At 68.1% G+C, this 25,953-nt stretch carries 27 protein-coding genes and 4 pseudogenes; 17 read left to right on the top strand and 14 right to left on the bottom strand.

The window, feature by feature from the left end; all coding sequences use genetic code 11:
- Complete coding sequence (locus ACQP2O_RS29360; RefSeq protein WP_433170586.1) at nucleotides 1-891, bottom strand: alpha/beta fold hydrolase; 891 nt, start codon at nucleotides 889-891, stop codon at nucleotides 1-3.
- Nucleotides 892-932: 41 nt separating this feature from the next.
- Nucleotides 933-2,621, bottom strand: coding sequence for an APC family permease (locus ACQP2O_RS29355; RefSeq protein WP_433170584.1), 1,689 nt, complete (start codon nucleotides 2,619-2,621; stop codon nucleotides 933-935).
- A 362-nt stretch (nucleotides 2,622-2,983) separates the two neighbouring features.
- On the opposite strand from ACQP2O_RS29355, the gene ACQP2O_RS29350 reads away from it, so the two are divergent.
- On the top strand, nucleotides 2,984-3,529 hold the full coding sequence (locus ACQP2O_RS29350; RefSeq protein WP_433170582.1) for a CGNR zinc finger domain-containing protein: 546 nt from the start codon (nucleotides 2,984-2,986) through the stop codon (nucleotides 3,527-3,529).
- A 108-nt stretch (nucleotides 3,530-3,637) separates the two neighbouring features.
- Here the strand turns inward: ACQP2O_RS29350 and ACQP2O_RS29345 are convergent, their stop codons facing one another.
- The gene (locus tag ACQP2O_RS29345) at nucleotides 3,638-3,787 is read right to left on the bottom strand and encodes a hypothetical protein (RefSeq protein WP_433170580.1); all 150 of its coding nucleotides are present in this window, start codon (nucleotides 3,785-3,787) and stop codon (nucleotides 3,638-3,640) included.
- Nucleotides 3,788-3,832: 45 nt separating this feature from the next.
- Between ACQP2O_RS29345 and ACQP2O_RS29340 the strand changes: the two genes are divergently transcribed.
- Genes ACQP2O_RS29340 through ACQP2O_RS29330 form a run of 3 tightly spaced genes read left to right on the top strand, consistent with a single transcriptional unit; the run spans nucleotide 3,833 to nucleotide 5,908 of the window.
- On the top strand, nucleotides 3,833-4,309 hold the full coding sequence (locus ACQP2O_RS29340) for an HAD hydrolase-like protein (protein WP_433170578.1): 477 nt from the start codon (nucleotides 3,833-3,835) through the stop codon (nucleotides 4,307-4,309).
- Nucleotides 4,306-5,388, top strand: a complete 1,083-nt coding sequence (locus ACQP2O_RS29335) for a metallophosphoesterase family protein (RefSeq protein WP_433170576.1) — start codon at nucleotides 4,306-4,308, stop codon at nucleotides 5,386-5,388. Before ACQP2O_RS29340 ends, ACQP2O_RS29335 begins: the two co-directional genes overlap by 4 nt.
- On the top strand, nucleotides 5,276-5,908 hold the full coding sequence (locus ACQP2O_RS29330) for an MBL fold metallo-hydrolase (RefSeq protein ID WP_433191189.1): 633 nt from the start codon (nucleotides 5,276-5,278) through the stop codon (nucleotides 5,906-5,908). The genes ACQP2O_RS29335 and ACQP2O_RS29330 overlap by 113 nt, the downstream gene beginning before the upstream one ends.
- Nucleotides 5,909-6,027: 119 nt before the next feature.
- On the opposite strand, the gene ACQP2O_RS29325 is transcribed toward ACQP2O_RS29330, so the two are convergent.
- The gene (locus tag ACQP2O_RS29325; RefSeq protein ID WP_433170575.1) at nucleotides 6,028-7,479 is read right to left on the bottom strand and encodes a DHA2 family efflux MFS transporter permease subunit; all 1,452 of its coding nucleotides are present in this window, start codon (nucleotides 7,477-7,479) and stop codon (nucleotides 6,028-6,030) included.
- A gap of 123 nt (nucleotides 7,480-7,602) precedes the next feature.
- Between ACQP2O_RS29325 and ACQP2O_RS29320 the strand changes: the two are divergent.
- From ACQP2O_RS29320 to ACQP2O_RS29310, 3 genes and pseudogenes are all read left to right on the top strand, one after another.
- Nucleotides 7,603-7,725, top strand: a pseudogene (locus ACQP2O_RS29320) (MerR family DNA-binding transcriptional regulator); the annotation flags it as partial.
- A 64-nt stretch (nucleotides 7,726-7,789) separates the two neighbouring features.
- Complete coding sequence (locus ACQP2O_RS29315; protein WP_433191549.1) at nucleotides 7,790-8,026, top strand: hypothetical protein; 237 nt, start codon at nucleotides 7,790-7,792, stop codon at nucleotides 8,024-8,026.
- A 201-nt stretch (nucleotides 8,027-8,227) separates the two neighbouring features.
- A pseudogene (locus ACQP2O_RS29310) lies at nucleotides 8,228-9,181 on the top strand (amidohydrolase family protein); the annotation flags it as partial.
- Here ACQP2O_RS29310 and ACQP2O_RS29305 read toward each other — a convergent pair.
- From ACQP2O_RS29305 to ACQP2O_RS29275, 7 genes and pseudogenes are all read right to left on the bottom strand, one after another.
- Complete coding sequence (locus ACQP2O_RS29305) at nucleotides 9,143-9,505, bottom strand: helix-turn-helix domain-containing protein (RefSeq protein ID WP_433191187.1); 363 nt, start codon at nucleotides 9,503-9,505, stop codon at nucleotides 9,143-9,145. The pseudogene ACQP2O_RS29310 and the gene ACQP2O_RS29305 overlap by 39 nt on opposite strands.
- Nucleotides 9,502-10,074: an RNA polymerase sigma factor gene (locus ACQP2O_RS29300; RefSeq protein ID WP_433170573.1), complete on the bottom strand. Its 573-nt coding sequence runs from the start codon at nucleotides 10,072-10,074 to the stop codon at nucleotides 9,502-9,504. The genes ACQP2O_RS29305 and ACQP2O_RS29300 overlap by 4 nt, the downstream gene beginning before the upstream one ends.
- Before the next feature lie 457 nt (nucleotides 10,075-10,531).
- Nucleotides 10,532-12,431 (bottom strand): annotated as a pseudogene (locus tag ACQP2O_RS29295) (ISAzo13 family transposase).
- Between the two features lie 430 nt (nucleotides 12,432-12,861).
- Nucleotides 12,862-13,611, bottom strand: coding sequence for an SDR family NAD(P)-dependent oxidoreductase (locus ACQP2O_RS29290; RefSeq protein WP_433170571.1), 750 nt, complete (start codon nucleotides 13,609-13,611; stop codon nucleotides 12,862-12,864).
- 15 nt (nucleotides 13,612-13,626) lie between these two features.
- On the bottom strand, nucleotides 13,627-14,214 hold the full coding sequence (locus tag ACQP2O_RS29285; protein WP_433170569.1) for an NADPH-dependent FMN reductase: 588 nt from the start codon (nucleotides 14,212-14,214) through the stop codon (nucleotides 13,627-13,629).
- The gene (locus tag ACQP2O_RS29280; protein WP_433170567.1) at nucleotides 14,204-14,833 is read right to left on the bottom strand and encodes a DsbA family oxidoreductase; all 630 of its coding nucleotides are present in this window, start codon (nucleotides 14,831-14,833) and stop codon (nucleotides 14,204-14,206) included. Before ACQP2O_RS29280 ends, ACQP2O_RS29285 begins: the two co-directional genes overlap by 11 nt.
- 11 nt (nucleotides 14,834-14,844) lie before the next feature.
- Nucleotides 14,845-16,347 (bottom strand): MDR family MFS transporter, encoded by a 1,503-nt coding sequence (locus tag ACQP2O_RS29275; RefSeq protein ID WP_433170565.1) that lies wholly within the window; start codon nucleotides 16,345-16,347, stop codon nucleotides 14,845-14,847.
- Between ACQP2O_RS29275 and ACQP2O_RS29270 the strand changes: the two genes are divergently transcribed.
- The 3 genes and pseudogenes from ACQP2O_RS29270 (at nucleotide 16,346) to ACQP2O_RS29260 (ending at nucleotide 18,989) form a co-directional block, all read left to right on the top strand.
- The gene (locus ACQP2O_RS29270) at nucleotides 16,346-17,176 is read left to right on the top strand and encodes a TetR/AcrR family transcriptional regulator (RefSeq protein WP_433170563.1); all 831 of its coding nucleotides are present in this window, start codon (nucleotides 16,346-16,348) and stop codon (nucleotides 17,174-17,176) included. The two genes, ACQP2O_RS29275 and ACQP2O_RS29270, sit on opposite strands and share 2 nt — an antisense overlap.
- Before the next feature lie 16 nt (nucleotides 17,177-17,192).
- Nucleotides 17,193-17,375 (top strand): annotated as a pseudogene (locus tag ACQP2O_RS29265) (IS5/IS1182 family transposase); the annotation flags it as partial.
- Nucleotides 17,376-17,807: 432 nt separating this feature from the next.
- Nucleotides 17,808-18,989: an integrase core domain-containing protein gene (locus ACQP2O_RS29260; RefSeq protein ID WP_433170561.1), complete on the top strand. Its 1,182-nt coding sequence runs from the start codon at nucleotides 17,808-17,810 to the stop codon at nucleotides 18,987-18,989.
- A 79-nt stretch (nucleotides 18,990-19,068) separates the two neighbouring features.
- Here the strand turns inward: ACQP2O_RS29260 and ACQP2O_RS29255 are convergent, their stop codons facing one another.
- The gene (locus ACQP2O_RS29255) at nucleotides 19,069-19,989 is read right to left on the bottom strand and encodes a phosphotransferase family protein (RefSeq protein WP_433170560.1); all 921 of its coding nucleotides are present in this window, start codon (nucleotides 19,987-19,989) and stop codon (nucleotides 19,069-19,071) included.
- 246 nt (nucleotides 19,990-20,235) lie between these two features.
- On the opposite strand from ACQP2O_RS29255, the gene ACQP2O_RS29250 reads away from it, so the two are divergent.
- The 3 genes from ACQP2O_RS29250 to ACQP2O_RS29240 all read left to right on the top strand — a co-directional run bounded on the left by ACQP2O_RS29250 (nucleotide 20,236) and on the right by ACQP2O_RS29240 (nucleotide 21,989).
- Complete coding sequence (locus ACQP2O_RS29250; protein WP_433170558.1) at nucleotides 20,236-20,733, top strand: zinc finger domain-containing protein; 498 nt, start codon at nucleotides 20,236-20,238, stop codon at nucleotides 20,731-20,733.
- A gap of 521 nt (nucleotides 20,734-21,254) precedes the next feature.
- Nucleotides 21,255-21,704 carry a hypothetical protein gene (locus ACQP2O_RS29245; protein WP_433170556.1) on the top strand — a complete coding sequence of 150 codons (450 nt, stop codon included), beginning with the start codon at nucleotides 21,255-21,257 and terminating at the stop codon, nucleotides 21,702-21,704.
- A gap of 126 nt (nucleotides 21,705-21,830) precedes the next feature.
- Nucleotides 21,831-21,989, top strand: coding sequence for a hypothetical protein (locus ACQP2O_RS29240; RefSeq protein ID WP_433170554.1), 159 nt, complete (start codon nucleotides 21,831-21,833; stop codon nucleotides 21,987-21,989).
- Nucleotides 21,990-22,017: 28 nt separating this feature from the next.
- Here the strand turns inward: ACQP2O_RS29240 and ACQP2O_RS29235 are convergent, their stop codons facing one another.
- Together ACQP2O_RS29235 and ACQP2O_RS29230 are read right to left on the bottom strand one after the other, a co-directional pair.
- Nucleotides 22,018-23,202, bottom strand: coding sequence for an MFS transporter (locus tag ACQP2O_RS29235; RefSeq protein WP_433170552.1), 1,185 nt, complete (start codon nucleotides 23,200-23,202; stop codon nucleotides 22,018-22,020).
- A 109-nt stretch (nucleotides 23,203-23,311) separates the two neighbouring features.
- Complete coding sequence (locus tag ACQP2O_RS29230) at nucleotides 23,312-23,494, bottom strand: hypothetical protein (RefSeq protein ID WP_433170551.1); 183 nt, start codon at nucleotides 23,492-23,494, stop codon at nucleotides 23,312-23,314.
- Nucleotides 23,495-24,399: 905 nt separating this feature from the next.
- Between ACQP2O_RS29230 and ACQP2O_RS29225 the strand changes: the two genes are divergently transcribed.
- The 4 genes from ACQP2O_RS29225 (at nucleotide 24,400) to ACQP2O_RS29210 (ending at nucleotide 25,916) form a co-directional block, all read left to right on the top strand.
- The gene (locus ACQP2O_RS29225) at nucleotides 24,400-24,768 is read left to right on the top strand and encodes a hypothetical protein (protein ID WP_433170549.1); all 369 of its coding nucleotides are present in this window, start codon (nucleotides 24,400-24,402) and stop codon (nucleotides 24,766-24,768) included.
- Between the two features lie 41 nt (nucleotides 24,769-24,809).
- A complete protein-coding gene (locus tag ACQP2O_RS29220; RefSeq protein ID WP_433170548.1) occupies nucleotides 24,810-25,010 on the top strand; it encodes a hypothetical protein in 201 nt (66 codons plus the stop codon).
- Nucleotides 25,007-25,216 (top strand): hypothetical protein, encoded by a 210-nt coding sequence (locus tag ACQP2O_RS29215; protein WP_433170546.1) that lies wholly within the window; start codon nucleotides 25,007-25,009, stop codon nucleotides 25,214-25,216. Before ACQP2O_RS29220 ends, ACQP2O_RS29215 begins: the two co-directional genes overlap by 4 nt.
- 382 nt (nucleotides 25,217-25,598) lie before the next feature.
- Nucleotides 25,599-25,916: an ABC transporter permease gene (locus ACQP2O_RS29210; RefSeq protein ID WP_433170544.1), complete on the top strand. Its 318-nt coding sequence runs from the start codon at nucleotides 25,599-25,601 to the stop codon at nucleotides 25,914-25,916.
- The last annotated feature ends 37 nt before the right edge of the window (nucleotides 25,917-25,953 follow it).

The raw sequence follows: 25,953 nt of genomic DNA, 5'->3' as shown, positions 1-25,953 counted from the left end.
TCACTCTTCCGTCGAGATGCCGGCGGCGAATTCGAGGATGGCCGCTGCGGTGGGAGTCGGGGCTTCTCGCGGTACGAAGTGACCAACACCGTCGAGGAGGCGGCGCTGGTATCCGTTGACGAAGTGGGCCTCTTTGCCTTCCGTGGTGTGCGGAAGGTTGTCGGCGTCGTCATTCCCGTGCAGAACGAGTGTGGGCACCTTGACCGAAGGGACGAGGGAGAGCCGGTTCTCGAGTTCGTCGTATTCCGGAGCACCTGGAGCCTCTCCCCAGCGTTGCAGGTAGGCATGTACGGTGATGTTCGGCCAGTCGTCGTTGTCCCAGGCTTTCGATGCGGTTTCGAATTCGGCGTCATCGAAATGCCAGCCTGGTGACCACGACTGCCACAGGTAACGGCAGATATCGGCGCGGTCCTCCTCGAAGGCCCGCCGCCCGCGCTCTGTCTTGACAAACCACTCGTACCAGTAGGCGTGTGCCAGTTCATAGGAGATCCGCTGGCGTGGGCCGCTGCTGCCGTATCCGGCGGAGATCGCGACAAGCCCCCGCAGCAGGTGCGCGTACAGCGCACCCACCACGTAGCCGGCACGGGCACCCCAGTCGTGTCCGACGACGATCGGGCGCTGAACGCCCACCGCGTCCAGGAATTCGGCGAGGTCATGGCCCAACGCGGCGATCTGGCCGCTGCGCGGGGTGTCCTCCGACCGGAACCGCGTCCTGCCGTGGCCACGCAGATGGGGCGCGATGACGCGATGGGTTCTGGTGAGATGGGGTACGACCTGTTCCCAGCAGTGAACATCGTCGGGCCACCCGTGGACCAGGACGATGGCGGGGGCGGACGGATCGCCCCATTCCTCGTAGGCGATGTGCAGGTACGTGGTTCGTACGGTGGGCATTACGCGGCTCCAATCTGCCGGTTCGGGGTTCGGTCATTCGGTTACAGCGCTGGTCCGTGTTCGGACGGCTTGACGGCTCGTTCGTCCGTTCCGGTGTCGGCCGGCGGCATCGACGCGGTCGGCAGCCGCAGCCGGACCGCCAGGACGTAGATCACGAGGCTGAGGACGAATATCGCGAGGAACGAAAATCCGAAGGGGATGACGGACCGGCCGCCGAAGGTGCTCAGCGCGCTGATGGCTGCGAGCCCGCCCAGCCATGGAATGATCCACGCTGCGGCCTTCCAGTGAAGGTCGCTTCCTGTCGTGCGCTGCGTTAGCCGCTGTACGGCGAATATCACGATGCCGACGGCGATCGCCACCAGGAGTTTCTCGATCGTCTGCCAGCCGGTCCACACCACGATGAGATTGCCCGCGTAGAAGGCGACGAACGGGACCAGGTCGCCGAAGCTGGTGCGGAATCCCCGTACCCGGTCGGGTAGCTGGCGGCGTAGGGCGGCGTGCGCCAATGGACCGGTGCCGTACGACAGGACGGCCGCGGAGGTGATGAATCCGACGAACGTCTGCCAGCCCGGGAACGGCAGGAACAGCACGAGCCCCACGCCGGAGCCGACCAGCACGCTGACCCAGGGCACGCCTCGGCCGCTGACGCGCCCCAGGACCGCCGGGATCGTACCGTTGCGCGCCATTCCGTAGGAGATCCGCGAGGTCATCACCGACCAGTTCAGGCCGCAGTCCAGAGGGGAGATGACCGCGTCGACGTAGAGCAGCGCCGCCACCCAGCCCAGGCCGAGCATCGTCGCCACGCCCGCAAGCGGCCCGAAGTCGTTGGCGAACGCCAGGTGTCCCCAGCCGTTCCGCAGCGCGCCGGCCGGCACGGCTCCGAGGAACGCGAGCTCGATGAGGCAGTAGAGCACTGTCGTGATCAGGAGACCCAGCAGAATCGCGCGAGCGATGTTCCGGCCGGGGCTGCGCACTTCGCCGGACAGCGCTACCGGTTGCTGGAAGCCGGTGAAGGAGAACGCCACGCCGCCGGTGGCCACGGCGCTGAGGATCCCGCCGACCCCGTGTGGCGCGAATCCGCCGAAGTCGGTGAGCTTGTCGGCACCGAACCCTATGGCCAGGAACGCGATCAGCATGGACACCATCACGAACAGCTTGAACGCCATGATCGCGTTGTTGGCTCGCGCGAAGGCGCGAACGCCCCACAGGTTGATCACCGTGAAGGAGACCATCAGTAGCGCGGCCACTGCGTAGCCCTGCGCCGTGAGAACCTGGACTCCGCCGCTGACGTGGGTGAGCGCTGGCAGGTAGTTGCTCGCGTACTGCAGCGCCGCCTCGACCTCGATCGCCGGAAACGTCACGGCGCCCAGGTAGACGATCCAGCCCACGATGTAGCTGGCCGCCGGGCCGAACGCATAGTGCGGGAAGCGGACGACACCGCCCGAAACCGGGAATAGCGCCCCCAGTTCGGAGTAGACCAGGCCGAGCAGCATGAACATGCTGCCGCCGATCAGCCAGGCGATGATCGCCGACGGGCCGGCCAGCCGCGCTGCGTACAGCGGTCCGAACAGCCATCCGGAACCGATCATCGAGGCCAGCGTGGCCAACAGAAGACCGCCCAGGCCGATGTGCCGTTTGAGTCCGATGCCCGCCTCCGACGACCGCGGGATCTCGGGGGTGACTGTCATCTTGGGGTCGGGGCGCGGATGGATCGGCGAGTTCTGGGCCATGGTCGGCCTCCTTCTCGACGCGGCTTTCTCAAGGCGCCGACCGGCTGGTCTGCCGAGTCATCACCGCCTTAGCCGGTGGGGAGCATCTTGAGATAGTCTCCGTCACCTGTCAAGGCAGTGACGTTTTCACGTTAGTGGGGAACCGTCCTTCGCTGGACCTCGCCGCGACTGTGCTGTTCCGCCACCACGCGGACCCTGCGGAGCTGCTGGGATCACGCCGGGGACGTCGGTGAGTGGACACCGGCAGGCCGGTCTCGATGCGGTTATCCCGAGGCGCAGACCGGCCGGTCTGTCACATCATCACCGCCTTAGCCAGTGATGGACATCTTGAGATGGTCTCCGTCACCTATTAAGCTGGTGACATGTTCACGTTCCTGGGGAACCGTCCTTCGCTGGACCTCGCCGCGACTGTGCTGTTCCGCCACCACGCGGACCCCGCGGAGCTGCTAGTTCACGCTGAGGACGTCGGTGAGTGGGCACGGCAGGCCGGTCTCGTCGATCAACCGATGGAGGTCGACGAGTTGGGTTTGACGCGCACTCGCGCTCTCCGCGAGACGATCTACCGCATGGCCCATGCCGTCACGCGGCGTGAGTCACTCGCCCCCGCGGACGTCGGTCTGCTGAACACCGCCGCGATGACACCCCCGCTGAACGTGAGCCTCATCGGAAGTCGGCTGCGGAGGTTCGGGAGCGTGGCACAGCTCCACTCGACTCTCGCACGGGACGCGCTGGAGTTGTTCGGCGGCGATTCGGCCGTCCGCGTTCGCGAGTGCTCCGGGAGCGACTGCACGCGCATCTATTTCGACACCTCGCGTAACGCGTCACGGCGCTGGTGTGGCATGAACCAGTGCGGCGACCGAGTCAAAGCGGCCAACTACCGCGCTCGGCGGCGGGAGGCCGCACGGTGAACGGGCCGTGGGACGTCCGGTTCATGCGGCGCTGTGTGCCTTTGATGAGTGTGACGACCAGGCCGGTCGTTCCCCTGGCGCCGTGGTTGCGTCCGCAGATGCGGTGTATCAGAGAGCCCTGTCGCCCAAGTCCATGACCAGATTCCTGGCCCGCCGGGCCATCCACACTCCGGACGGATTCGCTGTAGCGCCGGCGATGTGCACGATCCGGGTGGCGTGCTCGACGAAGAACAGCACGTAGATCCGCTTAAGGAACACGGCGTCGACGGGGAACAGGTCGCAGGACGATGATTCCCCCGGCCTGTGCCTTCAGGAACCGCCCCAACCTGGGCCGTTGCGACGTGGAGCGGGATCCAAGCCGGCGCGTTTGAGGATGTCACCTACGGTGCCGGGCGGCACCCGTACGCTGGCTCCGGCCAGTTCACCGCTGATCCGCACAGTGTGGTGTCTGCGGCTTCGGCCGCGGCGGTTCGCGCGGACATGACCGCGCTTGGTCTCACAAGCCTGTGGGACTTCACGGCCTTCGGTGTCACCCGCAAGGACACCATGCTCCGCCGGCGCGCGACCGGACAAGAGCACACCGTTTATGTGGGTGACACCGAATACGACATCCACAGCGCCCGAGCAGCGGGTTGTGTCGCCGTCGGCATCCCGAGCGGGTACTGCTCGGCCTCGCGGCTGACCGCCGCGGGCGTAGACCACCTCATCACCGACTTCTCTCAGCTCACCACGCTGCTGACGACCCTGCTCACGACCCCAGAGAAAGAAGCCCTGTCTTGACGACCACCGCCCAGCCTTCCGCCCTTCCGCCGGGACTGCGCGTGGAGGCGTACGACGAACCCAATCCGTGGACCAGCCTCGACCTGCCCGCCGCGGCGGACCACTTCAGCTTCGTACTCGTCTCCGACCGCACCGGCAACGCACGGCCCGGTGTGTTCGAGCGCGGCCTCGCCGTCACGGATCTACTCGCGCCCAGCTTCGCGATCCAGCTGGGTGACCTGATCGAGGGGTACACCGACGACGATGCCGAACTCGCCAGGCAGTGGTCCCACATCGAAGGCATGTTCGCCGGGATGCGCACCCCGATGTTCCTCACCCCGGGCAACCACGATGTCTCCACACCCAAAATGGAGCAGCGGTGGCGGGAGCGCTACGGACGATGCCATTACCACTTCCGCTACGGCGACGCGTTGTTCATCATTCTCAACACCCAAGAGAACCCGGCCGAACTCACGCCGAACGTCGCGGAGCATCTGCACGCGCTGGAGGAGCGGCTCGTCCAGTACCCGATCGCCGCCCGCGAACAGGTGGCGGAGCTGTTCGACTGGAACGGCACACAGCCCGCGTCGGTGGGTGAGGAACAGTTGGCGGACGTCGAGCACGCGCTCCGGGAGAACACCGATGCCCGCTGGACCTTCCTGTGCATGCACATGCCACTGTGGCAGGGCAGCCATCCGGCGTGGAACCGCATCCGCGCCGCACTGCGCGACCGGCCCTATCACGCCTTCGCCGGCCACGTTCACAACTACCGGCACGAGCGGGCCGGCGCGAACTCCCACGTACGCCTCGGACCCACCGGCGGACTATGGGTGCTCGGCGGACCGGAGGGGAACCTCGACCACGTCACGCAGGTGACGGTGACCAAAAACGGGCCCGCGGTCGCCAACATCCTCCTCGACGGCATCCGCGACGTCGACGGCCAGCCGCTGCTACCCGTGGCCACCCGGTCCGTGCCAACCCGCATGCCTGCCCGAGGAGACGGCCGTCGCCCGGATTCGGGAACTGGGGTACGGGCCGGAGGATGTCACGCACGTCGTACTGACCCATCTCGACTTCGACCACATCGGCGGGCTCGCTGACTTCCCGCACGCGGTCGTGCACACGACGGCACTCGAGCATCACGCGGCGGTGGCCGAACCCGACGAGGCGGCCAAATTCCGGTACCGGTCCCAGCAATGGGAGCACGGCCCCCAGTGGTCTCTGTACGACAAGCCAGGGGAACCATGGCTGGGCTTTGCTGACGCGCTGCGAGTCGACGGGCTAGACGATCGGTTCGCGCTGGTGCCCATGCCTGGCCACACGCGTGGGCACGCGGCGGTGGTGATCCGGGTCAGTGACGACCGGCTACTCGTGCACGCCGGGGACGCATTCTTCGATGGCAGCAGCGTGGGTCTCGCAGACCACACCGGCCAGGCGCTGGAACACAATCCCGGGCTGCGAATGGGCGAAGAGCAGGCTGCGATGGAACCCAGCGCGCTGGCCGCCAACCACCAGCGTCTCGCGAACCTGGTGAAGAACCCGGCCGTGCAGGTGATCAATGCGCATGATCCCCGAGTGCTGGCGTCGGCTGTAGCAGCAGGGCCGTCGGGTGGGTCTTGATGTCGGCGGCGGTGGGACCAAGTGGTGCGCGCGGAGGGGCTGGCTCTGTCCGGTCGCGAGCCTGCCACCGGTGGCGGATCGAGGCGACGGTGAGATTCCGCGGGAGCCGCGGCGGAAGATCATGCGGTTGGCGCCTCGTCCGGGGCGCGGCGCAGGGCGGCGGCCGCGGCGAGGGCGATGAGGAGCATGGCGACGAAGAACAGCAGGCTTTGCCCCATCGCGGTGGCGTGCCCTGCCGGACCGGCCGGTTCGGCGGTCAGTCGGGTTTGCATAACGGCGCCGATCCCGGCTGCGCCGATCGCCGCGCCGAGGGAGCGCATGGTGTTGTAGACGCCGGACCCGGCGCCTGCCATCGTGGGTGGCAGGGCGGCGCTGGCGATGGCGGAGACCGACGTCCAGGCCACACCGTTGCCGACCCCGTTGAGTCCGATGATGAGCAGCAGCGCCCATAGCGGCGTCGTGGGTGACAGTTGCACGGCGAGCAGGACGAGCGAGGCGGCGATCGCACCCAGCCCGGTGCCGGCGAGCAGAACCGGATGCAGCCGGGTGACGTGGCGGCCGGCGAGCGGAGAGACCAGTCCGCTGATCACAGCGCTGGGCACCAGGAGCAGCGCGGCGGTGAGAACGGTCGAGCCGCGGTCGCTTTGGGCGTAGAGCATGAACGGCAGGCCCCAGTTGTTGCACGAAGCCAGCATCGCCACGGCGATGCTGGCGAGAGTGAAGTTCCGCGCCCGGAACAGCGACGGCGGGATCAGCGGCTCAGCGCTGTGACAGGCCTGGAGGACGGCGAACACGGCGAGGAGGATCACTCCGGCGGCCAGCAGTGCCGGGATCGACACCAGACCGGTGATCCGGCCCCAGTGATAGACCGGTCCTTCCTGGATGGCGTAGGTCAGACAGAACATCGCAACCGCGCTCAGTGCCACGCCGACCAGGTCGAAGCGGTGTCCGTGGGTGGGCAGGTCCGGCACGACCCGCCACGCGAACACCAGCCCGGCGACGCCGATGGGGAGGTTGACGAAGAACACCGCCTGCCAACCCAACGGGCTGATCAGCAGGCCGCCGAGCACCGGGCCACCGACCCCGGCCAGCCCGGCGACCGCGCCCCAGACGCCCATCGCGGTACCGCGCCGTTCGGCCGGGAAGATGCGGGTGATCACGCTCATGGTCTGCGGGCTCATCAACGCTCCACCCAGCCCCTGTGCGACTCGGGCCGCGATCAGCACCTGGACCGAGGCGGCCAGCCCACACGCCAGCGAGGCGAGGACGAAGACCGCCATGCCGATCAGGTAGACCCGCTTCGGGCCGAACCGGTCTCCGAGGCGGCCTGTGATCATCAGGGGGACGGCGAATGCCAGCAGGTATGAGGAGGTCACCCACACCACGGTGTTCACGTCGGTGTGCAGGGAGCGCACGAGAGTCGGGGTGGCGACCGAGACGATCGTCCCGTCGAGCAGGATCATGAAGAATCCCAGACACAGCGCCACCAACGCCGCCCAGGGAGCCGGCGGCCATGTGGTCTGCCGGGTGGCCGGCCGCGGTGCTACCGATGATGACGGGGGAGTGCTCATATGGGTGCCGTCCTCCTGCTCGCCCGGGGCGAGGATCGCCCTGACCTGATGCGCATCCGTCAGTCTCCTGACTAAAGTTGGCTTGAGCGCAACCTGTCGCCAGCAGAAAGCCGGATCTCCGCCATGACCGACGAACGCCTCTACTCGATCAGCGAACTGGCCGGCGCCTTCGGTACGACCGTTTCGGCGCTGCGCTACTACGAGCAGATCGGCCTCGTGCCCGCGACCGAGCGTCGGGCCCGGGTGCGCTACTACAGTCGGGAGGCCATCTACCGACTGGCGTTCGTTCAGCTTTTGGCACAACGACGCCATGATGAGCCTCGACGACACGGCCAAGATCATGGCCGGCCCCGGACACAGCGGGCTTTGGCGGGAACTGGTCACCCAGCGGCTCGCCGACCTGACCGCGACCATCGACCGGCTCACTGCGGCCACCCAGGCCCTCGACCACCTCCTGCACTGCCCTCGCGCCAAGCCGCTGGAGTGCCCCGTCACCGGCGAGCAACTCGACGCCCGCATCGACACCGTCTTCACCCGCATCGACTGACCCGGAGCGGCGAGCCGACGAACGAGCGGAGCGGCCGGTGAACGAGCCGCCCGCGGATCGGGTGAGAAGGCGAACGCGACCATCGGAACGCCCGATGGCGGATGCTTCGTTACCCGCGCCAGGTCCCCGATCGGGTACCGGTGGTCATCGACGGGCCCATGGTCTTGCTCTCAAGTCCGCTTGAGTCTGCAGAGTTGGCGCATGGCTACCCATCGAACCCTCATCCGTCGCGGTTACGTCCTGTCGATGGATCCGGAGATCGGCGAACTGCCCCAGGGTGATGTCCTGGTCGAGGACGACACGATCGTCGGCATCGCGCCGCGGATCGACGCGGACGCGGCCGTGATCGACGCCCGTAACACCGTGGTGATGCCCGGGCTGGTCGATACCCATCGGCATACGTGGCAGACGCTGGTGCGCGGCCGATTCCACGACAGCGCACTCCTGCCGTTCCTGGCGGACATCCGGGACCGGATCGCGCCCCGGTACACCGCCGATGACCTGTACCTGGCCAACCGGCTCGGCGCATGGGAGGCGCTGGACGCCGGTGTGACCACGCTCGTCGACTACTGCCACTGCATCAACACGCCCGAGCATGCCGACGCCGCGGTCGCGGGGTTGCGGGACACGGCCATCCGCGCGGTGTTCTGCTACGGCATGCTGTCCAGCCACGACACCGGATTCGCCTCCCACAAGGATCGGCTGACCGACGCGGCGCGCGTGGCGAGCACCTACGCCTCCGGCACCGGCCTGCTGACCATGGGTGTGGCGACCGCCGAACCAGGTCTGGCCGCGTGGGAGGCGGTCCGAGCCGAGATCGAGACGGCCCGGGAGCTGAACGCGACCGTGATCACGCATACCGGATGCGTGGCGGGAACGCCGTCGGGGGTGCGGCAGTTGCACCGCGCCGGGCTGCTCGGGCCAGAGCAGATCCACGTGCACTGCACCGTCCTGGACGACGAGGAGTGGCGGTTGTTCGCCGACGCCGGCGTCAAGGTGTCGTTCTCGCCGGAGACCGAACTGCAACTGATGGGCGAGCCACCGATCGGTGCGTGTCAGGCCGTCGGCATCGCACCGACCATGAGCTGCGACACCGCCGCGTTCAACGCCGGTGACCTACTCACGCAGGTACGGCTGGGTCTGCAGATGCAGCGGTGCCGAGACAACGACGAAGTCACCAGGAACAACGGCCGGATCCCCATCGGTCTCCAACGCTCCACTCGGAACGCATTGGCCTGGGCGACGCGGAACGATGGTGATGTCGTGGTACCGCTTGAGGTACATGGCGATCTTCTCGGGCCCGAAGTGGTAGTTCTGCCGCAGATAGATGATCTTTCCGACCACCTCGACGTGGGTGGCGTTGGGACTGGTCTTGGGCCGTTTGGACCGCGTACGCAGGCCCTCGACGCCTTCGGCCTGGTAGCGGCGGTACCAGATGTAGTAGGCCTGGCGGCTGATCCCGAAGTACCGGCACGTCATCGCGACGCTGCCAATGACCTCCTCGACGTGGCGGATGACCGCCAGGCGCCGCTTGGCCTCACGGTCCAGCGGCGGATTGGGGGTCGACATGGATGATCTCCGTAGTAGCCGGAGACCCAGGTGTCAACGATGATCGTCAGTCTTAGACGGTGGCTGGCGAGCTGAACGTCGCCGTCCCGGCCGACGGTCCGGTCGATCTCGACAGCCGTCGCTGCGGGCAGCCGACCGCGCGGGGCTGCCGTAGGCACGGGCTCGGGCTGGCTGGTCTCCGGGACGTCCTCGGCCCACGTGCTCAGCTCCGCCCGCAGCCTCGTGGCGAGGGCGGTCCGCCGGGACTCCCCGCGCCGGTGGTTGGCGAGCACCCGCCGCGCGACGCCGTACAGCCACAGCCGGGCCTCGTCGCCGTCCGGGATGTCGGCCACCCGGCGCCACGCGGTCGCGAACGTCTCGGCGATCGCGTCCGCCGCGTCGTCCGGAGAGTCGGTCCGCCGCCGGACGTAGCTGAGCATGGCCGCGTAGTGCGCCATGTACACCGCCTCGAAACGCTGCTCGGGGTCGGGTGGACCCATGCCACCGTCCTTCCGATGGGGGCTCGTCGACCAAGCAGATGTCCGGACATCGAGGACTGTTACCCGGCCCTGCGCGGTCGGCGCGGATCGCTCATGGCCAACAGCGTTCTGTCGGTTCCTGGTTGTAAAAGGAGCACTATGCCGTTGACCACAGTTCCTGTGCCGGATAGCCTGCGGGGCCGCCTGATCATTCCGAACCCTGAATACGCCCGGACGGAGGAGGCCGTGACCGAGCCGGCGCTGTGGATCACGGATGACCTGCTGGACGCCTCTGGGCTGACCTTTTGCCTCGCCATCGCGAGACCGGCCTCTGGCCTCTACTGCTGGGGAACGAAGGCGACCACCTCACCCCCTGGCACGTCGGAGCCCTGGCTTCGGTGCCGTCGAGCTGGGCGGACGAGGTGGACGTGGACGAGTGCCTCGCCCGATCGTGGACGCAGGCACTCGACAGCGGCTACTACCTGGAAGACAGTCCGTTCAACGCGTGGCCGGGCAGGGCCCCCGCGGTGATCTTCTGGCGGAAGACTCCGCCGCGGGTGCCGGGGCGTCGGTTTCCGCCGCGTTGGCGGTGGCGGCGCTGTTCGATCGCGGCGGCGTGTCGGCGTAGGGCACGATCAGTTTCTCGAGCAGTGTGTCCAGCGCGTCGCGGCTCATGCCGGTCAGACGTGGGTCGGTCAAGGCGTGGCGGGTCGGGACGTGCGCGACAGGGTCGGTGCCGGTCATCCAGGCGCGTAGGTCGTCTGCTCGGGTGAAGTAGCGGACGACTATCGGGGTGATGCTGATCTTCTCCTCGTCCAGGAGCCGGCGGGTGGCTTTGATCGCCTGGCCGATCGTGACCGGGTTGATCCCGAGCAGGTCACACAGAACCTTCTGTGGGCAGAGCTGCCGCAGGTAGATGACGGTGATCAGGACCTCGTCGGAGTTCGAGAGCAGGGCTCGGCTGCGGCCGGTGGTGGCGACGCGTCGGTCGCCGCGCAGTACGTAGCGGTGTTGCTCGGCCCGAGCCTCCTGGGCCGGGGCGAGCCGTGAGCGCAGCGCGTCGAGTTCGTCGCTGCTCATGCCGGTCAGGCGGGGGTCGGCGAGCATCGCGAGGGTTTGGGCGCGGGCCGCGGCTCGCTGGTCTGTGCGCGGTGGGGTGGCGGTGCCGCCGATCGGGGCGATGCTGTAGTTCCAGGCTCCGTGTTCGGTATGCGCGGTGATCGGCAGGGCCTGGAGTTGGTCGCGGCTGACTGCGATCCCGGTCGGGTAGGAGCCCGGGTCGAGGACAGCTTCGACCTTCAGGCCGGTCGAGGTGGTGGTCGCCGCGATCGTGTTGAGGACGACCTGATGGCTGGTCAACGGCCGTCCGCGCCAGTTCATTGTGATGTAGGAGAACAGCCGGTGCTCGATCTTGTTCCATTTCGAGGTGCCCGGCGGGAAATGGTAGACCGTGACCGTCAACCCGGTCTCGGCGGCGAACGCGGCCAGCTCGGCCTTCCAGAGCCGGTAGCGGTAGCTGTTCGACCCGCCCGCGTCCGCGGTGATCAGCAGGCGGGAGGCGCCGGGGTAGTCCAGGCGGCCGCGTGCCTGCCACCAGCGGCGGATCGACGCGACCGCGAACGCCGCGGTGTCGTGGTCGACCCCGACGTTCACCCAGCCGGTGTTGGAGGCCATGTCATAGATCCCGTAGGGGACCACGGTCTCGACGTTCGAGTCGGCCCAGAAGCTGTGGTCCTCGACCTGCACCGGCCGGCCGCGTGGCTGCCATTCCCGCCCGTTCATGGGCAACAGCCCAAGCTGCTCCTTCTTCTTCGCGTCCACGCTGATCACCGGCTCGCCCGCCGCCTGATGGTCTTTGACCTGCTCGTTTATATAGCTGAACTGGGCGTCTCGATCAGGATGCTGATCGCCTTCCAGAACCTTGGCGGTGCCCTGCAGGCTGAACCCGCTCTCCTTCAACAGCCGACCCACCGTCGGCGCGGCCACCCGATGCCCCTGGCACGTGAGTTCGGCAGCCAGATGCCGCAGCGACTTCGTCGTCCACCGCAACGGAGATTCAGGATCTCCGCGCTCGTCCGGCTCGACCAGCGCCAGCAGCGCCGGCAGCAGAAGCGGATCGACGGCCTCGACCCGCAACCGGCTCCCGCCCGTCCGCCGGACTCGCCCATCGGGCAGCGGATCAGCCCCGGATTCGAGCTCGAACACGCCCTTGCGGACGGTGATCTCGCTGACCCCGGCCACCCGCGCGACCAGCCGAACACCCCATGCCCCAACAGCCGGGCCTCGGTCGCCAACGCCAGACGCCGCTGACGCTCGTTCAGATGCGGCAACAACACCGCGAATCGCGCCGCAAGCTGATCGCGGACCTCGCCGGGGATGGCCTTACCAGCTCATCGAACAGGAAACCGAGAAGCACCGTGTTGTTTTCTTACAAGTCCGGTTGCCGAATTTTTCGGCACCGACAGGCCAAGGCATCGCCGTCACGGCCGTCGATGAGGTCGACCGGCCGTCGTGTCTCAAGGTAGACCATGACAGTGCCGTACCGCTCTCCCCGCCGGACGGCGAAATCGTCGACCCCAGGATCCGCACCGGCCCGGCCGCCGCGATTGGGATCGCTCTGATCAGGCGTAACAGCGTGTCACGGCCGACACCGATACTCAGCCCGGCCGCCAGCCGGACTCTGGTACGCCCAGCCAGTGCCAGGGCGATCGATGTCAGTGCTCGTTGAAGCGGAAGCGTGTAAAGACGCTCGTCTGCTCGCGTACGTTGTGGCGAGCAGACGAGCGTCGGGTTGCCCGGTGGTGTGGGCTACATCGTCGTCCCGCCGGAGACGTCGAGACGGTGTCCGGTGATGTAGCGGCTGTCGTCGGAGGCCAGGAAGGCGACGGTGTCGGCCACGTCCTGCGGCGTGCCCAGCCGGCCGAGGGGGGTCTGCGATGACAGCCAGGCCAGGGCCTCGCCGACCAGGCGTCCTTGGTGCATGTCGGTGTCGATGACGCCGGGTGCCACGATGTTGACCGTGATGCTGCGTGGCCCGAGTTGCTTGGCCAGGGCGGTGGTGAGGACGTCGAGTGCGGCCTTGGACATGGCGTAGTCGATCGCTCTGGGCATGGCCGCTCCCCGGGTCAGCATGGTGCCCACGGTGATGATCCGTCCGCTGTCGCGCAGCCGTGGCAGGGCTTGCTGGGTGATGAAGAACGGGGCGGTGGTGTTGACCGCGAACAGGTGCTCGAAACCCTCTCGGGTGACGCCGTCGATCTCGGCCTGGTCGCCGAGGATGCCCGCGTTGTTGACCAGGACGTCCAGCCCGTCCGCGTGGGCGTCAAAGCCGGCCCACATGGCTTCGGCGTCGCCCGGCGCGCCCAGCTCGGCCTGGATGGCGAACGCCTGTCCGCCGGCCGCTTCGATGGCCACGATGGTGTCCTTGGCAGCCGCGTGGTCGCTGCCGTAGTGGACGGCGACCCGGGCGCCTTCGCGAGCCAGCCGGGTGGCGATCGCGCGGCCGATGCCCCGGCTCGCGCCGGTCACCAACGCCGTCTTTCCCGTCAATCTCGTCATGGTCGCGCCTTTCGTTCATGCGGTGTAAGGGTTGGTGGCCTTCGCCTCGCGCAGGACCTGTGCCCACCACGTCACCTGGTCCAGGAGGGTCTTGGCAGCGTTGGCCGGGCCGACAGGGTCCTTGGGCTGCCCGGCGTCGTCGAAGCACTCCCAGGCGCCGTGGAAGCTGACGGTGTCCCGGGTGGTGACGGCGTGCAGCTCGGCGAAGACCGCACGCAGGTGCTCCACCGCGCGCAGGCCTCCGGAGATGCCGCCGTAGGAGACGAACGCCACCGGCTTGGCATGGAACTGCTGGTTGTGCCAGTCGATCGCGTTCTTCAGAGCAGCCGGGTAGCTGTGGTTGTACTCGGGGGTCACCACCACGAACGCGTCGGCGTCCGCCAGCCGCGGGGTCAGCTCGCCCAGGGCTTTCAGCACCGGCTCCGGTACGGACATCGACGGGGCCGCCGCCCCGATCGGCACGTCGGCCAGGTCGATCACGTCGACGACGAGGTCCGGGCGGACTATGGCCTGGGCGGCGAACCAGGTGGCCACGGTGGGGCCGAGGCGGCCGTCGCGGACGCTGCCGACGATGACGGCCAGCCGTAGCGGACTATCGGTCATGATGTTCCTTTCGTGAAGCGGCCTGTCGCAGAGCCGTCAGCACGGTGGTCTCGGTCTGGGATCCGGTAAGCGGGGGCAGGTCCTCGATGAGGAAGACCGGCACGCCGGTGATGCCGTGGCGGCGCACTCGGTCGAGCCGGGCGCGCACGGCGGCAGGGGGCACGCTGCCGGTGGCGACGCCGACCTCGGCGGCCAACTCGGCGAGGACGGCGGGGTCGCCGATGTGCAGCCCGTCGGTGAAGTGAGCGCGGAAGAGGCGTTCCGTCATGGGCTCGGCCTTGTTCTGCCGTGCGGCGTCGGCGATGAGGCGGTGAGCCTCGAAAGTGCCGGTGGCGATGGCCGTGGCGTACTCGAACCGGAGGCCTTCGCCGACCGCGCGTTCGGCGAAGGCCAGCGCGCCGGTCACCGCGCCGGGACCGAAGGTCTGCTCCAGGACGTCGAGCAGCGGCCGTCCCTCGGCGGAGGCGCCCGGAGCCAACTCGAAGGGCAGGAATTCCACCGCGATCTCCAGTCCCTCGCCCCTGAGCCGGTCGGCGGCGCGGGCGAAGCGGGTGTAGCCCGGGTAGGAGTGCGCGCAGATCACGTCCACCACGATCTGGACCGTCACGCTGTGCGGCATTGCTTGCTCCTTCACGCGGCCGTGGTCGCGGGTTCGGCGGGGACCCGGTCGCGCAACGGGATCTCGCGGATGAACCAGCCCAGGACGAAGGCGAGCCCTCCCAGCGCGGCCGCGCCGAGGGCCATGGCGTGGATGCCGTTGGAGACGGCCAGGTGGACCGCCTCCTGGGTGGAGGCCGGGAGCTGGACCAGTGCGTCCGGGGCCAGCTGGCCGGAGGCGATGCGGGTGCCGTCCTCCGCGCCGAGGCGGGCCACGAGGGTGTCCTGCAGCCGCGCGGTGTACAGGGCGCCGAGCGCGGCCACGCCGAGCGAGGCGCCCATGGTGTGCCAGAGGGTGATAGAACCGCTGGCCGCCCCCATGTCCCGCGGCTCGGCGCTATTCACGGTGATGATCGTGGTTGACTGCATCAGCAGGCCCACGCCCAGGCCACCGATCAGCGTCAAGCCCGAGGCGAGTGCCAGGTTGGTACCGGGCCGCAGAAACAGCAGCACGAGCATGCCGACGGCCACGGTGGCGCCGCCGAGGATCGGGTAGATCCGGTAGCGGCCGGTCCGGCTGATGAGCCGGCCAGTGCCGATCAGCACGGCGACCATGCCCAGCATCGAGGGCAGGATCAGCATCCCGCTGGCGATCGGTGAGGCGTTCTGCACCAGCTGCATGTACTGAGGGAGGAAGGTGGCCGCGACCACCATGCCGACGCCCCCCAGGAAGCGGATGACTTGGGCGAGGGTGAAGTTGCGGTCGGCGAACAGCCGCAGCGGGACGATCGGTTCGGCCGCACGCCGTTCCACCAATACCAGGCCGGCCAGCGCCGCCAGTCCGATCAGGATCAGGGCGAGGATCGGAGTCGAACCCCAGGCGTACTGAGTGCCGGCCCAGCCGGCGACCAGGCTCAGCGCCACGAGCGCCACAGTGAGGAGCAGCGCCCCCCGGTAGTCGATCCGCGCCGTGATCCGGCGCGACTCCAGCCGCACGGCGGCGCCGATGAGCAGCAGGGCGACCGCCCCGATGGGAAGGTTGACGTAGAACGCCCACCGCCAGCCCAGATGCTCGGTGAACAGTCCACCGAGCAACGGCCCGGCGATGAAGGCGATCGGCATCATCGTCCCGAACAGCCCCATGAGCCTGCCGCTGTGTCTGGGCGGCACCAACTCGCCGATGAGCGCCAAGGCCCCGGTCATCAGGCCGCCCGCGCCCAGCCCCTGGACCATGCGGAAACCGACGAGCTGGATCATGTCCTGGGCGACCCCCGACAGCCCGGATCCCACCAGGAACACCCCGATCGAGGCCATGTAGACCGGCTTGCGACCGAAGAGATCACCGAGCTTCCCCCAGATCGGTGTCGAGGCGGCCATGCAGATCAGGTAGGCCGTGGCCACCCAGGAGAAGTGCTCCAGGCCGCCGAGATCCCGCACGATCGTCGGTAGCGCGGGCCCGAGCATCATGCCGTCCAACGGGGCCGTGATCATGCCGAGCATTACGCCGATCACCCCGGTGCGAAGAGATCGATCCATGCGTCACCCCAATTCGCGTACGTCGTACTTGAAACGGGACCATAGCCATTCAGGTACCCTGTACGCAAATGGGGAGGAGGCGCAGGTGGCCGACGAGGGACCGATCAGCATCTGGATGCAGCCGGAGCGTCAGGAGCGCTCTGGGCCGGGGCGGCGTCCCGGCTACAGCCGCGAGCAGATCACCCGAACCGCCTTCCAGATCGCCGATGCGGAAGGCGTGGAGGCCGCGACGATGCGGCGGATCGCATGCGAGCTGGGCACCGGCGCCATGTCGCTCTACCGCTACGTACCCCGGCGCGACGACCTGTTCGACCTCATGATCGACTCGGCAATGGGTGAGATCGAGCTCCCCGGCAACCCCTCCGGTGACTGGCGATCCGACCTGACGCTGCTGGCCTGGCAGACCCGCGCCGCGGGCCTACGCCATCCCTGGCTGACCACACTGCTCACCAGTCGGCCGACGCTTGGTCCCAACCTGCTTCGCGTGCACGAGTTCGCGCTCGGCGCGCTCGATGGGATCGGACTCGACATCGACGACGTGACCGGCTTCGTCGGCATGCTCAACGACTACATCCACAGCGCGACCCGCCGCGAGATCGGCTGGCTGGAGGAGGCCCGCCGTACCGGCCTGGACCCCGAGCGCTGGAAGCGCGACTACATCGGGCCGTACGTGCGCCAAGTCGTCGAATCCGGCGCCTTCCCGCTATTCAGCCGATCGGTTCTCGACTCGCGCATCACCCACCTCGCCCCCGACGAGCGCTTCCGGCACGGCCTCGACCGCATCCTCGATGCCATCGCCGCGCTCATCACATCGCTCCACTCCCGCTGACCAGGAATCCTTGCGGGGGGGGATTACGTGGGAGGTGAGCGTGGATTCCACGATCGCCCGGGCACACCAGGCCGCCGGTGCTCGCGCCAGGCCCGGTGAGCAGAAAGAACCTCCGGAACGAGCGGGCGGAGAACCGGCCGATCATTGGCTCGGGCGTTCACGCGGTGGGCTAAACACCAAGATCCACCTGTCGTGCGAGCAGGGGCAGAAGGTCATGTCGGCGGATTCAAGTAGTCCGCGCAAAAGGGCTCGGTGAGTCGAGAGGATTCTCGATGAGCTGAGGAGGCTGTGGATGCGGCCGCATCTGACGATGGAGCAGCGGCAGCTGGCGCTGCGGCTGAAAGCGCGCGGTTTGTCGCTGCGTGAGATCGGCTCGCAGGTGGGCTGCTCACATCAAGGCGTGGCGCTGATCGTGCGCAGTGCTTCCCGGCGGCCGGTCCGTCACGATGGCTGGGTGCCCGGGCCGGGAGACCGAGCCCATGCTGCCGAACGGGCCTGTCGGGTGCGGGAACCGGGTTCGGGCGGCTTTGACCTGCGGCTTGGTGTCCGGAGCATGGTCGAGTGGCGGGCATCCTGGCTGCTTGTGTCTTGGTCTGTTCTTTACCTTCTGTTGCGTCGGATCCTTCAGCTCGTGGTGTTGTTCGGGTGCGGTGATGGCGCCAAGGAATTGGAGATCGTTGTGCTGCGGCATCAGGTCGCCGTGCTGCGCCGTCAGGTGAGCCGTCCTGATCTGAACGATGGCGATCGGATCCTGCTGGCCGCGCTGTCGTGGTTCCTGCCCCGGTCATCGTGGAGCGGCGTCTTCGTCTCCCCATCGACGCTGCTGCGCTGGCATCGCCGTCTGATCACCCGCAAGTGGACCTACCCACGCAGGCGTCCCGGCCGTCCCCCAACTCAGAAGGAGGTTCGAGAGGCGGTGCTGCGGCTGGCTCAGGACAACCCGGCCTGGGGTTACCCGCGGATCAGCGGCGAGCTCGCCGGAGTCGGTGTCCGAGTTCCGCCCAGCACCGTGCGCGACATCCTCAAACGCGCCGGTCTGGGACCGGCTCCACGGCGCGACGGCCCGACCTGGGGGCAGTTTCTGAAGGCCCAGGCCGCAGGGATCGTCGCCTGCGACCTTTTCCACGTCGACACGGTGTTCCTCAAACGGATCCACGTATTGTTCTTCATCGAGCACGCCACCCGGGTCGTACGTATCGCCGGCGCCACGGCGAACCCGACTGGGGTGTGGGTCGCCCAGCAGGCCCGCAACTTGGTCATGGACCTGGGTGAGCAGGCCGAACAGGTGAAGTTCCTCATCCGAGATCGCGACGCGAAGTTCACCGCTGCGTTCGATGAGGTGTTCACCTCGCTCGGTGCCCGGGTGATCCGGACGCCGGTCCGCGCACCGCGGGCGAACGCGATCGCCGAGCGCTGGGTCGGCACTGTCCGACGAGAGCGCACCGACCGGATCCTGATCTACAACGAGCGGCATCTGCGCCGCGTGCTGAGGGCGTACCAACATCATTACAACGGCCACCGGCCGCACCGAGCACGGGACGGCCAACTGCGCGATCTACTAAACCGCGCTGGACATCACCGACGCCGCGAACGCGCTGGCCGCCGAGGGCCACCCGGCCGACCACGACGACCTTGCCACCATCACTCCGTACATCACCCACACCATCCGCCGGCTCGGCGACCTGGTGCTCGACCTCGACCCGCCCGACGCGGTCCCGACCACCCGGCTCGACCTGGAACCCCGCGCCCTGTTCCCCGGTGGCCCCGTCGCTTGACCAGGAGATCCGGACGGCCGTACGCCCGCCGGCCGTGACCTCCAGCTCGGCAGCGACGACCCCCGAAGCCGGTGAAGCTCGGGGCCGCAGCCATTCGTTGGTGCAGGGATCGCGGGCTTATTCCGCGCCGCCTGCCAATTCCTCGTACAACCCTTCCATAGCGATGTGGTCGTCGTCGGTACCGGTGTGCGGAGCGGCGAACCAGCGCGCGTACTCGACGATCTCGGAAAGCCGCCAGTCCAACGCGAACAGCTCGACCATCAGGGGGTCGGGGAGCAAGAGGTCTGCCGCAGCGAGCAGGTCGGCGTAGTCTCGTTCGGGCGGTGCGAGAGCCAGCGACTCCCAGTCGACCAGCCTCAACCCATGGGCGGTCATGACCTGGTTGTCGTTGTGCGGCTCGCCGTGTGTCGGCACCCATGAGTCCCGGCTGGAGAATGCTATTTCCGCCAGTTCCAGGTAGCGGCCCGTCCAACACTTGATCGCATCGTCGTGTGCGGCAAGAGCGACCCGCGCCTGCTCCGCCAACGGGCCGCTAGTCCAGGGCTCGGCGGTGCGAGCTCGCAACTCATCCGCGAATTCAGGGCCGACCTGCGGAGTCCAAGACCGCAGGCCATCAGGTGGGGCAGCGCGATGCAGCGCGGCCAGCGCGAGAACGACCTCGCGGACATGCCGGGGCTCGCGGGCCTCCGCCTCGGTCGGGCTCCGGCCTTCCAGCCACGGCGTCACGCTGAGCGCACCGGCCCCGACGTCGACGGTGAACCGCCCGGACCGGGCGGGCAACGGCGCACACGCCACGTCCAGACCAGAGACGGCCAGTGCGGCAGCCCCAGCGTAGGCAGCCTCCAGAGACGTCGCGGTGTGCCGGGGCTCCAACTGGTCCAACGTCACGAACAGAGTGGCGTCCCCGCCGATCGCACGCCAATGATGCGCGCCGAAACCCCACGGCAGGTAGCTGATATCGGCAATCTCGGGCTGCCAGTGCGTAGCGACCGCATGCGCGATCGCCTCGTCACCGATGGAGGAAGGACGGGACAACACAAGACCCAATCCTAGGAAGCACGCGGACACACATGCATGGGGTTTTTCGCCACACGGCCGACCTGACGCCACCGCCGCAGCGGTGAACAGAGTCGCAAGCAGGCTCTCATAAACGGCCCATTCTGAGAACCGCCCGCGCAGCAGGCCGCCGGAGCGCCACGTGGGCCGGATTTCGTCTCAGAACTCGTTCTCGCACGGTTGGCGCCGGATAGGCTTTTTGAGAAATGTTTGTGAGAGGATTCCCCGGTGAGCAGCGACCCGGAGAACGCCGCCCTGTCCGATGCCGATGAGATCGAGCGCCACCCATGCCCGCGGTGCGTCGTCCAGCCGGGCTCGCCGTGCCGGACCCGCTCCGGCGCGGTCGCGGGCACCTACCACACCGCCCGGTTCACCACGGTGCCCCGGCTGGCCAAGGAATTGCGAGTGCCGACGCCGTCCGATCGGGGACCGGGCCAGCCGTGGCGGCCGGGTACACCGCCGTCGGCGCCGATCCCGGCGGACAGACCGAGCGCGGACATCCGCATCGGCTACGCCCGCTGCTCCCACCTGACCCAGGAACTTCAGTCCCAGCTCGATGCCCTGGCCGCGGCCGGCATCCCGCGCGAGAAGATCTTCGCCGAGAAAGTCTCCACCCGCGTGCGGGTCCGCCCCGAATTCGAAAAGGCGCTGGAGGCGTGCCGGCAGATCAAGGCGCACGCCCCCGAGCCCACGGCGAATCGGTCGAAGACATCCGGCCAGACCTGATCATCCCCACCGGCAAGCGCAAAAGACAGAGCCCGAGCCTGGTCAGCATCTACCGGGCACTGGCCGAGCACGACAAACGCCAGCGCTACCCGAGGCCATCGAGCAGGCCCACGCCGACTTCGCCGACCTCCAGACCCGCACCTGACCAGCATCTACACGAGACCACGGCAGGTTTCTGGCGTATTCCGGTCCCACGCCAAGGACGGCCTGATCGTCCACTCGCGCGACTACGGCGACAACCTCGCCGGCGCGGAGTTCCGCGACGAGATCGCCGAAGTCCTCGGAAGGTGATCAGCGCGGCAGGCGGAGAGGGTGAGGGCTTCATCCTGTTCGTCGGGTTCGGCGCCGGCTTCACGGACGATCTGAGCGGATCACGGCCGTGACACAACTTTGACATGGTTCATGACTCGCCGGGCCGGTCCATGGTCATTCATCCAGGTTGAGCCCTGAGTCCCTATCCGACACCGCCGCATAGTGGAACGATCTGCCTCGACCAAATTGATCACGAACAGAAGGCATGCATGTCTCTGCGAAAAAGATCCATTTCGGCCGTGGCCGGGCTGGCGGTCGCCTCCGGGCTCATCCTGACCCTGGCCCCCGCAGCCGCGGCGTCATCCGGCGGCGGCTGCCGGTCGTACACCGCCAACAGCACCTGGAAATGGAAGCTCCGTTCCTGCATCAGCGCCCACAAGAACGTGGTCCGACCCGACTTCTACGTCGACAGGGTGGGCAAGCACGACCGCGGTTACTGCCGGATCGACGTCTCTCTGAAAAAGTCCCGCTACAAGGACTTCTTCGACGCCAAGAGCGTCTGGCACCACAGCTACGGTTGCAAGAAGGGCCACGTGCCGTACTCGATCAAGAAGCCGGTCAAGGCCCATGGCTATTACCGGTTCTGGGTCACGGTGCACTACCGGAAGGCGCCGTACGACTTTCCGCTGGTGGTGGACAGCCCCACCCTGCACAACTGACTCGGCTCACCCGTCGCAGGTTTCATACCCGGGCGCTGAATCCACGCCCCCCTGCCGGTCATCGGCAGGGGGCTTTCGCATCCAAAGGAAGGTGATCAGCGGGGCAGGCGGCTGGTACCCACGGGGGTGTACAGCGAGCCACCCGGGATCCGCCGGCTCGCCGAACGCGGCAACACCATCGTCCACTGGCCGGAGGACAACCCCGGCGGCCACCACTTCATCGCCATGGACCGCCCCGACGACCTCGCCGCCGACATCGGAAGCTTCTTCGCCAAGGTTCGCTGAGCCGGAGCGCCGCGGCGGGATTGGACGATCAGTCGCCGTCCGGCAGCGGCCGTACGTTCCCGGCGATCAGCGCGGCAAGCGCCAGCAGTACGGCGACCGCGGTGAGCGCGCGCAGCACGGTGAACCGCTGGCCGAGGAACCCGATCAGCGGTGGCCCGCCGAGGAACGCTGTGTAGCCGATCGAGGCGATCACACTGACGCGAGCGGGCGCCCGGGCAGGATCGTCGGCCCCGGCGCTCATCCCGACCGGGAAGCCCAGCGAGGTGCCCGCGCCCCACAGGACCGCGCCGGCGAAGGCGACCGGCGTGGACGGCCCGAACACGAAGAGCAGCAGCCCGGCGACGGCCAACAGAGAGATCGCCCGGATCACCGCGACCCGCCCGTACCGGTCGAGCAGGCTGGGCCCGAACCACCGGCCGACGGTCATGGCGGCGAGGAACGCCGCGAACCCGAGTGTGCCGAGGGTGGCGTCCGCGTGGTGGCCGTCGATGAGCGCCACGCTGATCCAGTCGTTCCCGGTGCCCTCGGCGAAGGCGAACGCGAGGATGAACAGCCCGATCAGCAGGGTGCGGGGCTCGGCCCAGGCGTTCCGAATTCGGCCGGGCTCTTCCGCGGCGTCGTCATCCTGGTCGGGCACGAACCCTCGGACCGCGAGCGGCACCACCGCCACCACGATGACCGCCACACCGAGCAGGTGGGCGGTGACGGGGACGCGCAGCGCGACCATCCCGGCACCGATGACCGCGCCGGCGACCGTACCCAGGCTGAACCCGGCGTGGAACCGGGACATGATCGAGCGGTTCAGGAGACGTTCGACGCGGGCGCCCTGGACGTTCATGGCGACGTCCCACGCGCCGTTGGCCAAGCCGATCAGGAACAGTCCGACGACGACCGGCAGCACGCCGACCAGGTAGCCGAAGGAGACGATCACCAGCCCGGCCGACAGCAGCAACGCCATCGCGGAGACCATACGGCGCGACCCGAGGCGGGCGAGCACCGGCCCGGACAGCGGCAGGGACAGCACCGAACCCGCCGCGATGGCGAGCAGCACGAGCCCGAGATCGGAGGGCTGGAGGTACAGCCGGTCCCGGACCTGGGGAATGCGCGCGGCCCAGCTGGCGAACGAGAGACCGGTTCCGAAGAAGGCGACGTATGTGGCGCGGGTAGCGGTCCGTACCCGCACAGGTGAGGGGGCGGTCGCAGACAGGGTCAAAGCGCGTCCTCGAAATGGGGGAAATTGCCCTGGTGCGGGCGGAATTAACGGTATGCCCAACACCGGCCTGGCCGGGCCATCGGCTCGGCGAACGCCTCGGTGGCGTCCGTCACCAGAACGGGTCCGTGCGAGCGGGGGCGCGGTTCCGTACGCGGTCGTGGATCGCGCGCAGCCACGGCTCGCGGGCCTCGGGCAGCCGCGCCAGCGTGTGGAGGAAGACGTTCCGGTCGGGCCGGAAGCGCATGGACGGCAGCAGCGGGGGCGGGTCGTCACGCCGGGCGTCATCGGGCAACCGTCGGGTGAGTCGACGTTCGGACAGTTCAGCCCAGGTGTGGCAAGGGGTGGCGTGGGGGCCGACTTGTTCTCCTTGGCGTACGCGCCGGCGAACGCGAGCGCGCGCCACGGGCGGCGCCTGGTCGACGTGGTCGAGGGGTCTCCGTTTCCCCGCCCGCGTCCCGTTCTTCCACACCCGCCGGGTCGTCGAGCCGCGCACAGGCACACCGCCCGGCCGCGGCGCGGGGGGATAGCGACGGGCCCCGGGGCGTTCTCTCGAGGAGCGAGAGGAGCGCTCCTCCGGGTTCGGTATGTCGCGGCGGAGCGGGAGACTGCTCGAACGAAGCGGACGCCGCTTCACGGCGAAACAGACCCGGCCGGGGGCGCTCCTCGCGGGGCCTGAGGCAGGCGTTCGTTCGGAGAACGTCGGGGGTCTACGCCTGGCGGGTGCTTCGGCGAAGCGGGTCCTGCTTCTGGGTGGAGCGGATCCCGCTTCAGCGAAGCTGATCTTGCTTCACGGCGAAGTCAACGGCTGTCGATTGATGTCGGCCGAGCTCGGCAGAGGAAGGCCAACGACCGGCCGCCGCGCGACGGCTGCTTCAGCGAAGCACGATCGTGTCAACGACGCGCGAATCCTGGCTCAGGCACACTTTCCGTGATCGGGCTGGTCGGGTAGGTCACGGTTGGGGTGTTCTGGCCAGTAGCTCGCTTCTTGATCACGAGCATCGGCAACGTGTCGATCAAGGAGTTGGCGGCTGTCTTGTTCCCTCACCTGGCCCGCGTGTGCGTTGACCAGGTGTTCCGTTCTGGTGCGACGATCCGGCTCCGGGGCCAGGACGGGCACGACCGAGGCGGCGTGCCCGGGATGTGGAGTGCGCTCACGGCGGTTGCACTGGCCGACGCAGCCCTGGGGCGTCCACGGCGTTGCAGTCGATCGCGCTGGCCCTGGGCGGCCGTGCCGGTGCCAGGCTCGCCGAACGGCTGGCAGCATCGGTGAGCCGGATGACGCTGATCAGGCTGATTCGCCAGTTGCCCGAACCGGCGATAGAGGTCGGCCCGCGGGTGCTGGGGGTGGACGACTTTGCGCTGCGGCGCGGCAGAGTCTACGGATCGATCCTGATCGACATCTCCACTGGTCGACCGGTCGATGTGCTGGCCGACCGGACCGCCGACACATTGGCGGGCCCGCCTGGGGCACACGATCGTCGCATCGACGGTGTGGGAGATCCTGCGGGCGGCTGGGTATCGATCCGGCGCCGCGGCGGGCCGGCCCGACCTGGCGGCAGTTCCTGACCGCCCAAGCGCACGCGATCATCGCCTGTGACTTCCTGGTTGTGGAGACGGTGCTGCTCAAGCGGCTATACGTGCTGGTCTTCATCGAGCACGGCACCCGGAGACTGCACCTGGCCGGGGTGACCGCGCAGCCGACCGGCGCATGGGTGGTGCAGCAGGCCCGCAACCTGACGATGGATCTGGGTGACCGTGTGAACGCGTCATCGGAACTCTCCGCCGCGAACTCCTGGACCGGATCTTGATTCTCGGCGAACGGTATCTGGCCCGAGTGGTTCGCGAGTATCTGATCCACTACAACCTGCACCGTCGGCACCAGTCTCGGCGACAGCGGCCCCCGGACACCGAAACCAGGCCGACCCCGCGCGCGGCCGAGCTCACCGACCTACGATCCATCCGGCGAAGACCTGTGGTCACCGGCGTGATCAACGAATACCATCGCGCCGCATAACCCCAGGCTCAGGCTGCGTAACTCAATATTCGAGCGGCACAGGGTCTCGCCGACGCCTTCGCATTCGGGGCAGGTGATCGGGTCAGCCATTTCGTTCCTCTGCCATCGCATGCACGGCATTTGATCCACCGCTTCGGCATGGCCTTACCGACCTGGCCGTTGCCATGCTCCCTCCAGGTGGTCTCTGTTCGGGGAGTGGGCGGGGAAGCCGACAGCCAGTGCGTCGGCGCAGGGGAGCAGTGCGAGCGGGCGGGAGCAGCTTGGGAGCACGAGGCGTCCGTCAGAAGCCGAATCTGTCCGCTCACGTCCGAGCGTGTTGGGGTCGTACACGGATCTATCTGGGCAAACGCCGCTGGCCAGGGCTGTTATTTGATTACTGAAGATGCAGAGTTTTTTCGGCATCATGCAGATGGCGATGATGCCGATGCTGTTCCTGTCCGGCGCCCTGTTCCCGCTGTCGGGACTGCCGAGCTGGCTGGGCGTCCTGACCCGGATCAACCCCCTCACCTACGCCGTCGACCCGCTGCGGCATGTCGTGTTCGCCCACATCACCGCCAGCCCCGCGCTGCTGCACCGGTTCAACCCCGGGGTCACCTGGTTCGGCTGGCAGGTGCCGCCCGCGCTGGAGGTCCTCATCGTCCTGGCACTGGGCGCGGTCCTACTGGGCGCCGCCGTTCTGCAGTTCAAGCGGACCGACTGAACGGCAGGGTCTCGGGGAGCATGGAGTCTCCCGACGC

It is taken from the genome of Actinoallomurus sp. CA-150999, from assembly GCF_050942425.1.
Lineage (GTDB): Bacteria > Actinomycetota > Actinomycetes > Streptosporangiales > Streptosporangiaceae > Actinoallomurus.
Note: the sequence above shows the minus strand (reverse complement) of the source record. Positions and strands in the feature narration are given on the sequence as shown.